Raw genomic sequence first — 11,853 nt, 5'->3', positions numbered from 1 at the left:
CGGTGGGCTTCGGCGCCAGCGTCTGCCGGGAGGGGCGCGTGCGGGCGGGATGGACGCCGACTTCGGCGCCGCGACGAAGCGTGTGACCGTCCTCAATGGCGCGGGGCCGCAGGGCGGTGGCCCGAACTCGATCGCGTCATTGATGGCGACAAATGGTATTGATCCCCCGGATTCCGCTCCGCCCCTAGGCGCGACTTTCCGCAATGTGTAAGGTGAGCGCACCGCCGGGCAGGCCGACGTCCCGGGCTGGCGGCGCGGGTGTCTCGGGGCAAGTCGGGGGAAGGTCCCGCCGCGTACCGGGGCAGCTTTCCGGTGACTACGCGGTAGAGGCGGGCTGCGACCACTCGATCGGGCGATCCGTCCTCGTGTGCGGTTCGTAGGTGTCTACAGGGGAGGCGGCAGGCCTCTCGGCCCCCTTCGACGTGTAGCGGTGAGGTGAGACGAAGGAGGCAAAGGACATGGTGGACAACCCATTGCGATCCCGGCGCGGCTTTCTGGGACTGGGGGCCGGGCTACTCGGCGCGGCCGGTCTGGCCGCGTGCGGGGACAGTTCGCCGTCGACCCCCCGGGTGCAGGCCGAGGTCCCGAAGGAGCTGATCGACGCTGCGGCATCGTTGAAGGGCTCCTCGATGGGGATGCTGTCGCAGAAGCTGTACTCGGAGGCGGCGAACGCGGCGCTCGACAGTTCCATCAAGAAGTTCGCCGACACGACCGGTACGAAGATCGACAACAGTCTGGTCCAGGCCGACGCCGGAGACGTGGTGGCCAAGATCCACGCCGAGGTCGAGGGTGGCGTGGCTCGGGACCTGGCGTTCATGACCGACTCGCGGTTCGTCGCGCAGTTCCAGGCGCTGGGCGACCTGGAGGACGTGACGGACGTCGTTCAGGCGCTGACCGCCAAGTACGGCGAGCCCACCGCGGAGTCCAAGAACTTCTGCGTCTTCGACGGCAAGTGGTTCGCCATCCCCTACCACTTCATCGGGATCGGCTCGTTCCTGCGCAAGGACTGGATGCAGGACAAGGGCATCACTCCCAAGGACATCTACAGCTGGGAGGAACTGCGAGACCTGTGCCTGGCCATCTCCGATCCGTCCAAGCGCCGGTTCGGCTGGGGCATGACCGTGAACCGGTCCGGTGACGCGAACGGCATGATCGAGGCGCTGATCAACTCGTACGGCGGGGCGATCGCCTCCAACGACGGCAGGAAGGTCACCTTCGACTCGCCCGAGACGGTGCAGGCGGTGACCTTCCTCGGCGACATCTACACCAATCCCAAGTACAAGCCGATGCTGCCGCCCGGGGTGGCCGCCTGGACCGACTCCAGCAACAACGAGAACTGGCTCGCCGGGATCCTCGGCTACACCCGCAACCAGCTCAGCGTCTACGCGGACTCCAAGACCAAGAAGAACCCCGTCTACGACAAGACCCACGTCTTCGCCGACTGCATCGGCCCGGCCACCGACAATCCGCTGCTGCTCGGCCAGTCCCAGGCTTTCGTCATCTTCAAGGGCGCCAAGAACGCCGCACTCGCCAAGCTCCTGGCGCAGTACCTGGTCACTGCCCCCGCGCTGCTCGGGGTGGCGAAGGAGGCGCCCGGCCTGGCGCTGCCCGCCTGGGAGAAGGTCTGGGACGCCGACCCGTTCTTCACCAGCGGCGACCCGGCATTCCCCATCATGCGCAGGATCACCGAGCAGTCGCTGCCGCTGACCACGAAGAATGGCCTGAACTTCCCGCAGAAGGCCAGCGCGGGCCAGCAGGCCGCCGTGGGGGCCTACGTCCTCACCGACATGATGCAGCAGGTCATCCAGGGCACGCCGCCCGCGCGGGCCGTGCAGGCCGCCCACGCCAAGATGGTGCAGATCTTCACCCAGCAGGGGCTGCCGCAGTGAGATCGGTCCGTCCAGCGCCGGCCCCGGCGACGGGGGCAACCTCGCCGCCGGGGCACGGCCTCACCACGAGCCAGCGGCGGCTGGGTCGTGACTGGCGGCTGGCGGCGCTGTTTCTGGCGCCCACCGCCGTACTGGTCGGCGGGCTCGTGCTCGTGCCGATCGCCTGGTCGGTCGTCACCAGCACGACGGAACGGCACGGGCAGCAGAGCGTGTTCGTCGGCCTGGCCAACTACGTCGCACTCGCCAGCGACGAGCAGTTCCGCACCGGCGTGGTGAACTCGTTCGTCTTCACCGCGTACGCCGAGGTCTTCAAGGTGGTGCTGGGGCTCTCCGCGGCCCTGCTGCTGCACCATCTGCGCCGCGGGCGGGCGGTGCTGGCCGGGCTGCTCCTGTTGCCGTGGGTGGTGCCGACGGTGGTCACGGCGTTCAGTTGGCGCTCGCTGCTCGATCCGATCTTCGGCAGCGTCAACATGCTGCTCACCGAGTCGGGGATCGGGCCGCTGTTGGCCCAGGCCCACCTGGTCGACACCTGGCCGGCGGGCTGGCTTTCCGAGGCGTCGCTGGCCATGCCGTCGGTGATCCTCGTCAACGTGTGGAAGGGGGTGCCGTTCTTCACCGTCGCGTTCCTGGCGGGGTTGAAGGCCATCCCGGCAGACCTGTACGAGGCCGCCACCGTCGACGGTGCCTCGTCGTTGCAGCGCTTCCTCCACGTGACGCTGCCCGGACTGCGTCATGTGATCACCGTGACGGTGACCCTGTCGTCGATCTGGACGTTCAACAACTTCGACCTCATCTGGCTGCTGACGCAGGGTGGCCCGGGCAACGCGACCGCGCCGTACGTGCTGGTCGCCTATTCCAAGGCGATCCTGCAACTGCAGTACGGCGCGGGGGCAGCGGTCACGCTCGTGATGCTGCCGGTCATCGGCGTGCTGGTGTTCGTGCTGGTCCGGTTGCTGCGGCGGGACGCCGGCAACGGGCCGCCCCGACGTGCCCGCACGGCGCGGCAGGCGTGGAACGCGGGGAAGGCGCGGAAGGTGCTGCCGTGGGTCGTCGCCCTGGTGCTCACCGGTCTACTGGCCTGGGCGTCGCCACACATCGTCTGGAAGGCCGCGCTGGTCCTCGGGGTGATACTGCTGATCGCGGCGGCGGTCGGCCGGGTGGTGTCGGCACTCCAGACCTGGGGACGGCGCCGGGCGTCGTCGGTGGTGTCGCGCCTGGCGTCCGGTGTCGCGCTGGCCGGGTTGCTCCTCTTCGTCCTGGCCCCGCTGTACTGGATCGCCGTCACGGCATTCAAGTCCGAGGGTCAGATCGTCATGCGCGAGCACGACCTGTGGCCGACGCCCTGGACCTTGCAGCAGTTCACCGACCTCTTCGCCACCAAGCCCTTCGGTCGCTGGTACCTCAACACGGTGCTGGTGTCCGCGGCGTCCACCGCGGTGGCACTGGTCTGCGCCGCCCTGGGCGGCTACGCGCTGGCCCGGCTGCGGTTCCGCGGGGCGCAGAGTTTCACCGTCACAGTACTGATCACCTACGTGATGCCGGGCGCGCTGCTGTTCATCCCGCTGTACCAGTTGCTCATCGGGATGCGGCTCACGGACTCGCTGTGGTCCCTGGTGGTGACATATCCGACCTTCACGCTTCCGTTCGCCACCTGGCTGCTGGTGGGGTACTTCTCGTCGATTCCCGTCGAGCTGGAGGAGGCCGCGCTGGTCGACGGCTGCACCCGCCTCCAGGCGTTCCGCCGGGTGGTGCTGCCCCTCGCCAAGCCGGGACTGCTGGCGGTCGCGCTGTTCACCCTGACCAACGCCTGGAACGAGTTCCTCTTCGCCTTCGTGTTCATCACGAAGGACGAGTACAAGACGCTCCCCGTGGGAATGCAGTCCATGATCACCGGGGACGTCGTGCCGCAGGGGCAGCTCGCTGCGGCGTCACTGCTCGTCAGCATCCCCGTGGTGGTCATGTACGCCTTCGGGCAGCGCTTTCTGACCGAGGGACTCACCGCGGGCGCGGTGAAGGGCTGACCTGGGATGCCCGCGGCTCGGGTGGGGCGGTGTGAGCGACGTGGGGTCTACCGCCCGGGTGGCCGGCCGGCAACGGCCTGTCCGCCCGGGTAGGCGCCCGGGGTGTGGCCGAAGGTGCGGCGGAAGACGTCGATGAACGCGCTGGTCGAGGACCAGCCGCACCGGTGTGCCACGACGGTCACCGGCTTGTTGTCGGCGAGTAGGACCAGCGCGTGATGCAGTCGCAGCTGGGTGCGCCACTGCGGAAAGGTCATGCCGAGGTCGCTGCGGAACAGCCGGGACAGCGTACGGTCGCTGGCCCCGACCTCGCGGCCGAAGTCGGCAAGCGTGCGGTTGTCGCCGGGGTCCGCCTGGAGCAGAGCGTGTACGGCCCGCAGCAAGGGTTCGCGGGGTTTGGGTACGTGCAGCGGCTGCTGGGGCGAGGCGCGAAGTTGGTCGAGCAGTACGGCGCGTAGCCTGTCGCGTTCCGGACCCTGCTCGCCGGTGGAGTGAGTGTAGGCGACGATCAGCTCGCGCAGCAGTGGACCGACGGCGAGCACGGCTGGGGAGGCCAGGCCGAGTGGGTTGTCGGTGGCGGGCATACCTACCAGGTGCAGTTCGAGCTTTCCGTAGGCGCGGTGTGCGTGGACGGTGCCAGCCGGTACCCAGATGGCGCGGGTGTCCGGAGCAACCCACGAGCCCCGATCGGTGGTGACGGCCACCACGCCCCGGGAGGCATAGATGAGCTGATGGTCGTCGTGGCGATGCGCGTCGATCTCGCCGCCGGGGGAGAGCCACCGGGTGCGGGTGGGAGCCACAGGCTGGTGGCGGACTTCCGTCATCATCTGGCAGTTTATCGGAAGTCAGACAGGGTTGGTGGTTGGCACCATCGCAAGGTGCGAAGGAAGCCCACGATAACTCTGCTCGCGGTCGGCCATGCCTGCGTGGACGTCTATCAGGGCACGGTCGCGGCGCTGGTACCGCTGTTCGTCGCCGAACGCGCCTACACCTACGCGATCGCGTCCGGCATCGTGTTGGCCGCCTCCTTGTTGTCTTCGGTGGCGCAGCCGCTGTTCGGTCTGATCGCTGACAGGTGGGCGATGCCCTGGCTGTTGCCGGTCAGCACGCTGCTCAGCGGCGTGGGCATCGCGGCGAGCGGTCTGAGCGGCTCGTACCCGCTCACACTGCTGTTCGTCGCGATCTCCGGTGTCGGGGTGGCTGCCTATCACCCCGAGTCGGCCCGCATCGCCCGTCGGATCAGCCAGGGCAGCCACACCGCGATGGCGTACTTCTCCACCGGCGGGAACATCGGCTTCGCGCTCGCGCCGCTGATGGTCGCCGCGGTGAGCGCAGCCGGCGGCCTGAACTGGACGCCGATGTTGGTGGTGCCGGCCTTGGCCGGCACCACGATGGCTCTGCCCGTGCTGCGAGCACTGACGCGGGGCGTCGCCACCAGTAGCGGCGGTTCGACTTCGGCCGGGGCCGACGACATCGGTTCCTTCGTGCGGTTGAGCCTCGCGGTGGTGTTCCGGTCGATCGCGTTCGTTGGCTTGAGCACCTTCATCGCCCTGTTGGCCCAGCAGCGCATGAACGACAACGCGGTCGCGGGAACGCTGGCACTGTTCGTGCTCTATCTCGGGGGTGTCATCGGGTCGGTGCTGGGTGGCTCGGCGGCGTCCCGGTGGGGCAGGACGACGGTATCGCGCTGGTCGTACGCGCTCACCGCGGTGGCGATCGCGGGCCTGGTGTGGATACCAGGCCCGGCGCTCTACCTGTTCGTCGCCCTGACCTCGGTCGGGCTCTACGTCCCCTTCTCCCTGCAGGTCACGCTCGGCCAGGACTACCTGCCGTCGAAGGTTGGCACCGCCAGCGGGATCACCCTGGGGCTGACCGTCAGCATCGGCGGCCTCGCCAGCCCGATGATCGGCCGGCTGGCCGACGCCACTTCGCTGCGGACCGCGCTGACGCCCTTGATCGCCATGCCGGTGTTGAGCTGGTTGCTGTTTCGCACCCTCCAGGATCCCGGCGTGCCAGGCCCGGCATGCCAGCGGCGGGGGTGTCTTGCCGGCGGGAAAGGGACTCGGACCCCACCGGTCGGGACGTCCGGCCCTGCCCGCCGCAACGTCACCGCAGCGATGGTGGATTCGGAGTGAGAAGCGGGAGGCGAGTCATGATCACCAGCAAGCTGCCCGACGCGGTGGCCGAGTCTTCCACCGTCCGGCGGAGCCTGGCCGTCGTGCGGGCGGTGACCCGGCAGGACCCGTCTCACCGGCATGTCCTGGTCTCGGCCAGGGCGTCGCGATGATCGGCCCCAGGTTCACCCCGGCCGATCTGCGCTCCGCGGTGGCCGCGGCGGTTCGGGCGCCGTCGCTGCACAACAGCCAGCCCTGGCGCTTCCGGCTCGTCGACGGAGCGATCGAGGTGCGGGTCGACCCGGAGCGGCTGCCGCCGGTCGGCGATCCCACCCGCTGGGCAGCGCGGATCAGTTGCGGCGCGGCCCTGTTCAACCTGCGCCTGGCGCTCGCGGTCGCCGGAACGCCGGCCGAGGTGCGACTGCGCCCCTACCCGCACGAGCTGGATACCGTGGCCCGGCTGGTCCCCTGCCGGCCACGGCCCGCGACACCGGCAGAGCGGAACCTCTATGCCGCCCTCTTCCGCCGGCACAGCAACCGCGCACCGTTCTGGCCCGACCCGGTCCCGGCGGACACGCGGTGGCGCCTCATCGAGGCCGCCCGTGCCGAGCAGGCGTGGCTCGAGATGGTCATCGGACCGGTCGCGGTGCAGGCGGTAGCAGAGATCGCCCGCGCCGCCGACCGGGTGCTGGCGCGGGACCGGGACTACCGGGCGGAGCTGGCGCGCTGGATCCGCACCTCGTGCGCCGCCGACGGCGTACCGGCCGAGGCGGGCGGGCCGCTTCCCGAACCTCAGGACCTGCTTCCCCAACGGCCGTTCGGAGTACACGCCCGCGCGCCCGGCCAGGACTACGAACTCGAACCCCTCGTCGCCGTGCTCGGTTCGCGCGGCGACAGCGCCACCGACCAGATCGTCGCCGGTCAGGCGCTGCAACGCGTACTCCTCACCGCCACCGACAGTCGCCTCGCCGTCTCGATGCTGTCCCAACCTATCGAGGTGCGCCCGGCCCGCGAACAGCTACGTCTGGCACTCGGCAGGTACGGCACGCCGCAGATGGTCATGCGGATCGGGTACGGGGAACCGGGCCGGCCGTCTCCTCGCCGTGACGTCGACGAGGTGATCGACGAGACCGTCACGTCGCACCGATGACCGCCGCCCACCCCTTGCCGCCGCCGCGTGTCCCCACACACTCGATCAGGAGGGGACATGAGCGGGTCCACGGCCGGCTACCGTGGCCAGTGTCTTCGTGAGAGCGGCCAGCGAACACGGGATGATCGACGCTTCGACCCGAACATGCCGGCCGGACGGCAAAATCCGGAGGACGTCCTCGACATCGCCCTGTGGGCCGTACCGGAGGTCAGGTGAGCTGTGGCTCCGAGTGTGTACGTTGCCGGGCTCGGCCCGGGTGCGGGCAAGGCCACCGTGGCGCTGGGCCTGGCCGAGTCGCTGTCGCGCCGGGTGGCCTCGCTGGGCCTCTTCCGGCCGGTGGTACCCGCGTCCTGGGAAGATCCGGTGCTCGCGCTGCTGATCGACCGATATCCCGTTGCCGCCGGCTACGCCGACTCGTACGGCGTGACGAGCAGCCAGGCGGCCACTCTGGCGGCGGAAGGGCGCCAGGAGGAGCTGATCGGCCGGATCGTCGAGCGCTACCGCGAGTTGGAACGCCGCTGCGCCGCCGTGGTCGTCGTCGGCGGCGACGTGGCCGCACCAGATGAGGGGACGCCGAGCGGGCCGGACCGGCTGCTCGCCTTCCACGCCCGGCTCGCCACCGAGTTCGGCAGCCTGGTCGTCCCGGTGGTGGACGGCCTGGACCAGCCGCCCGAGATGGTCGCGACGGCGGCACGGACGGCGTACCACGACGTCGTCGAGGCGGGCGCCACGGTTCTGGCGGTGATCGCCAACCGGGTGCCGGCGGGTACCTCCGCGCCGGCCGGGCTGCCGGTGCCGGCGTACGCGATCCCCGAGACACCGGCCGTCTCGGCGCCGACCGTGGCGGAGGTGGCGGCGGCGCTCGACGCTACCGTCGTGTCCGGCGATCCCGAGGCGTTGGACCGCGACGTGCTGGACGTCGTGGTCGGTGCCGCGCACGTGCCGGTACTGCTCGACCACCTCACCGACGGCTGTCTCATGATCACCCCCGGGGACCGGGCCGACCTGCTCGTCGCGGCCAGCGCGGCGCACGCCGGCGGAGTCGTCGCTCTGTCCGGCCTGGTGCTCACCCTCGGCGAGCATCCTGACGCACGGGCCATGCGGGTGATCGACCGGCTGCACACCGGGCTGCCCGTACTCGTGACGAAGAGCGACAGCTACCAGACGGTCGGGGTGGTCGGCCGGCTCGAAGGGCGGCTCACCACCTCCGCACCTCGCAAGGTCCAGGCGGCGCTCGGTGCCTTCGAGGCCCACGTCGACATGATCGAACTGTCCCGCCGTATGGAGGTGACCCGCTCCCACCGGGTCACGCCCTTGATGTTCGAGAACGGCCTCATCGACCGGGCTCAGACACAGCGCCGACACCTCGTCCTGCCCGAGGGTGGGGCGAAACGGATCCTGCGGGCGGCGGAGACGGTCCTCCGCCGGGGCGTCGCCGACCTGACGCTGCTGGGCGACCCGTCCGAGATCAGCCGGCGGGCGAACGAACTAGGGGTCGACATCACCGCGGCACGGCTGGTCGACCCCGACAGCAGCGCCTGGCGCGCCGACTTCGCCGCCCGCTACGCGCAGCTGCGCCGGCACCGGGGGATGCCGCTGGAACTGGCGCACGACGTGGTGCGCGATGTCAACTACTTCGGCACGCTCATGGTCGAGGCCGGGCTGGCCGACGGCATGGTGTCTGGAGCGACGCACACGACCGCGGCGACGATCCGACCCGCGTTCGAGATCATCAAGACCGAACCGGGCGTGTCCGTCGCCTCCAGCGTCTTCTTCATGCTGCTCGCCGACCGGGTCCTGGTGTACGCCGACTGTGCGGTCAACCCTGATCCCGACGCGACCCAGCTCGCCGACATCGCGCTCTCCAGTGCCGATACCGCCGCCCGGTTCGGGATCGAACCGGTGCTGGCCATGCTCTCCTACGCCACCGGCACGTCCGGCGTCGGCGCGGACGTGGACAAGGTCGCCCAGGCCACGGCGATCGTCCGGGCCCGCCGGCCGGATCTGCCGGTGGAGGGTCCGATTCAGTACGATGCCGCCGTCGACCCGGTGGTCGCGGCGGCGAAACTCCCGGGCAACCCGGTCGCCGGGCATGCCACCGTGCTGGTCTTTCCGGACCTCAACACAGGTAACAACACGTACAAGGCGGTGCAACGGTCGGCGGGGGCGGTCGCGGTCGGCCCGATTCTGCAAGGGCTGCGCCGGCCGGTCAACGACCTGTCCCGCGGTGCCACGGTGAAGGACATCGTCAACACCATCGCCATCACCGCGATCCAGGCAGCCGGAAGGGGATCTCCGTGACGAGGGTGCTCGTGGTCAACTGCGGGTCGTCGTCACTGAAGTACCGGCTCTTCGACGGTAGCCGGGACCTGGGGCGGGGACTGGTGGAGCGGATCGGCGAGCCTGACGGCGGTGCACCGGACCACTCGACGGCCCTGCGCGACGTGTTGGCCGGACTGGACCTGGCGAATCTGGACGTCGTCGGCCACCGCGTCGTACACGGTGGCACCGAGTTCACCGGGCCAACCGTCGTCGACGACGCTGTCGTCGCGGCCATCGAACGGTTGGTTCCGCTGGCGCCGCTCCACAATCCGGCCAACCTGACCGGGATCGCGGTGGCCCGCCAACTGCTGCCGGAGGTGCCGCAGGTCGCGGTCTTCGACACCGCTTTCCACACCACGATGCCCGCGGAAGCGGCGACGTACGCGCTGGACACCGACCTGGCACGTCGGCTGGGTGTACGCCGCTACGGCTTCCACGGCACGTCGCACGCGTACGTGGCCCGGCGCACGGCGGATCTGCTGGGGCGCCGGCCGGACCGGCTCGACCTGATCACGCTGCACCTGGGCAACGGGGCGAGCGCCTGCGCGGTCTCCGGTGGCCGCAGCGTCGCCACCTCGATGGGAATGTCGCCGCTGGCCGGCCTGGTGATGGGCACCCGCAGCGGTGACCTGGACCCGGCGGTGATCTTCCACCTGCACCGGGTCGGCGGCCTGTCCGTGCAGGAGATCGACGAGTTGCTCAATCACCGCAGCGGCCTGCTCGGGCTGACCGGCGACAACGACATGCGGGCCGTGCTGCGGCGCCGGGCGGCCGGCGATCCCGCTGCGGCCCTTGCCTTCGACGTCTACTCCCGGCGTATCACCGAGTACGTTGGCGCCTACCTCGCCGTCCTCGGCCGGCTGGACGCCGTTACCTTCACCGGCGGCGTCGGCGAGCACGCCGTCGAGGTCCGCGCCGCTGCGTTGGCCGGGCTGACGGGCCTGGGCATCGCCGTCGATCCGGCACGAAACGAACGCGGCGAGCAGATCATCTCGCCACCGCACGCACCCGTCTCGGTGTGCGTCGTCGCGACCGACGAGGAGCGGGAGATCGCCGACCAGGCGTTGGCGGTGCTCTCCGGGCGTCCGCCCCTGTCGAGCCCGTAAGTCGCCGTCGTGGGTACAGCACGCACCGACCGGCCGGCCGGGCGAGCCGGGGTGCTGGGGAGCCGGACCGGGCAGGCAGGGCTTCGCGGCGGGACGCCGCTGGTAACTGTTGGGGTCGAAGGTCGGCGGCCGTCCGCCTCGCCCACGAGCGCGGGCGACCGGGCGACACCAACCGATGGACGAACACCCGGAACCAGATCTACGAACAGATCATCGACGGTGGCTTCACCCCGGACGACCCGAGCGCCTCACCCGACGGCCTCCCCGGCAGGGAAAACACCTTCACCATGTGCACCTTCTGGTACGTCCGGGCGCGCGCACAACCGACAGATGCGCCACCAGTGCGCGCTTCACGCGTTCGGGTCCCAGTCTGCGAGCTGCTCCATCGGCTCGGTGTCGCCGGTGGTCTCCAGGCTGTCGAGCGGGACGCGCTCGTAGAAGTAGAGGACCAGTTCGCTCGCTGCGCCTCGCATCGCCATGTCGCCCGGCTCCGCGTCGGCGGCGAGGTCGTCGCAGCGGACACCGTCGGCGTTGAGGGTCAGGCGCCAGGAGCGGCCCTCGGTCGTGTGCAGGTCGATGGTCGCCGGCTTGAACGGCCAGGGGACGGTCGTCGCCGAGACGGTCGTCAGGAACTCGTCCACGCCCTCGACCGCGACGTCCGTCGGCAGCGGCTGTGCGGCCCCCTGGGTGAGCTGGGCGTCGTAGGTGTGGACGGCGATCTCCTGGATCTGGTGCCGCGCCACGGCTCCGCTGGTCTCCGGGGCCTGCGAGCGGCCCCACCAGGTCCAACAGCCGCGGGCCGGGCCGGCCTCGCGCATCGCGTCGAGCATGAGCTCGGTCGACTCGGCGAGCCAGGCGTCCAGGGCTTCGCGGTCGCGGGGCGCGGTCGGGGCGCCCTTCGGGTCCGTCCTCGCCGGGGGCTCAGCGCCCGGGCCCGCCGCGACGATGGCGGCCTGGCGGCGGCGGCCGTCGCCGAGGTGCTGCGCCAGTTCGCGCAGCGTCCAGTCCGGGCAGGTCGGGACCTGGACGTCAAGGTCGGGGGCGGACGCGATCGCGGCGCGGAACGCGGCCGAGCGGTCTTCGATCAGCCGCAGGACCTCGGGGAACTCCAAGATGTTTTGCACGTCGGTTGTGTATCACGGCGCTCCGGCCGCCGGGTAAGGAATTTGTCGGACGATCGCGTCGACGGCCGGGCCGAGCGCCGGCGCCGAAGCCGTCCCGAAACTCCGGGTACTGGTCGCCAACGGCGACGTC

The 11,853-nt window shown here is 70.4% G+C and carries 10 protein-coding genes; 8 read left to right on the top strand and 2 right to left on the bottom strand.

Translation table 11 applies throughout. The features are described from left to right. Positions 1-458: 458 nt before the first annotated feature. Entirely contained in the window at positions 459-1,889 is a 1,431-nt protein-coding gene (locus tag V1634_RS28230) for an extracellular solute-binding protein (protein WP_331210762.1), read from the top strand. Continuing rightward, entirely contained in the window at positions 1,886-3,910 is a 2,025-nt protein-coding gene (locus V1634_RS28225) for an ABC transporter permease (RefSeq protein WP_331210761.1), read from the top strand. The genes V1634_RS28230 and V1634_RS28225 overlap by 4 nt, the downstream gene beginning before the upstream one ends. 47 nt (positions 3,911-3,957) lie before the next feature. Here V1634_RS28225 and V1634_RS28220 read toward each other — a convergent pair whose 3' ends face one another. Further along, complete coding sequence (locus V1634_RS28220) at positions 3,958-4,731, bottom strand: helix-turn-helix transcriptional regulator (RefSeq protein ID WP_331210760.1); 774 nt, start codon at positions 4,729-4,731, stop codon at positions 3,958-3,960. 54 nt (positions 4,732-4,785) lie between these two features. Here V1634_RS28220 and V1634_RS28215 point away from each other — a divergent pair, with 54 nt between their 5' ends. From V1634_RS28215 to V1634_RS28190, 6 genes are read left to right on the top strand one after another with little or no spacing between them, the layout of a single operon-like run. Next, the gene (locus V1634_RS28215) at positions 4,786-6,042 is read left to right on the top strand and encodes an MFS transporter (RefSeq protein WP_331210759.1); all 1,257 of its coding nucleotides are present in this window, start codon (positions 4,786-4,788) and stop codon (positions 6,040-6,042) included. Positions 6,043-6,059: 17 nt separating this feature from the next. Continuing rightward, on the top strand, positions 6,060-6,194 hold the full coding sequence (locus V1634_RS28210) for a hypothetical protein (protein ID WP_331210758.1): 135 nt from the start codon (positions 6,060-6,062) through the stop codon (positions 6,192-6,194). Continuing rightward, positions 6,191-7,171 (top strand): Acg family FMN-binding oxidoreductase, encoded by a 981-nt coding sequence (locus V1634_RS28205; RefSeq protein WP_407951863.1) that lies wholly within the window; start codon positions 6,191-6,193, stop codon positions 7,169-7,171. Before V1634_RS28210 ends, V1634_RS28205 begins: the two co-directional genes overlap by 4 nt. A gap of 57 nt (positions 7,172-7,228) precedes the next feature. Next, a complete protein-coding gene (locus V1634_RS28200; protein ID WP_331210757.1) occupies positions 7,229-7,387 on the top strand; it encodes a hypothetical protein in 159 nt (52 codons plus the stop codon). 3 nt (positions 7,388-7,390) lie between these two features. Further along, a complete protein-coding gene (pta, locus tag V1634_RS28195; RefSeq protein ID WP_331210756.1) occupies positions 7,391-9,472 on the top strand; it encodes a phosphate acetyltransferase in 2,082 nt (693 codons plus the stop codon). Next, a complete protein-coding gene (locus V1634_RS28190) occupies positions 9,469-10,599 on the top strand; it encodes an acetate/propionate family kinase (RefSeq protein WP_331210755.1) in 1,131 nt (376 codons plus the stop codon). The genes pta and V1634_RS28190 overlap by 4 nt, the downstream gene beginning before the upstream one ends. A gap of 350 nt (positions 10,600-10,949) precedes the next feature. Here V1634_RS28190 and V1634_RS28185 read toward each other — a convergent pair whose 3' ends face one another. Continuing rightward, complete coding sequence (locus V1634_RS28185; RefSeq protein ID WP_331210754.1) at positions 10,950-11,723, bottom strand: maleylpyruvate isomerase family mycothiol-dependent enzyme; 774 nt, start codon at positions 11,721-11,723, stop codon at positions 10,950-10,952. Positions 11,724-11,853 lie beyond the last annotated feature (130 nt).

The sequence above is a fragment of the Plantactinospora veratri genome (genome assembly GCF_036421995.1).
GTDB classification, from domain to species: domain Bacteria; phylum Actinomycetota; class Actinomycetes; order Mycobacteriales; family Micromonosporaceae; genus Plantactinospora; species Plantactinospora veratri.
This window is presented reverse-complemented; position numbering and strand designations above follow the sequence as displayed.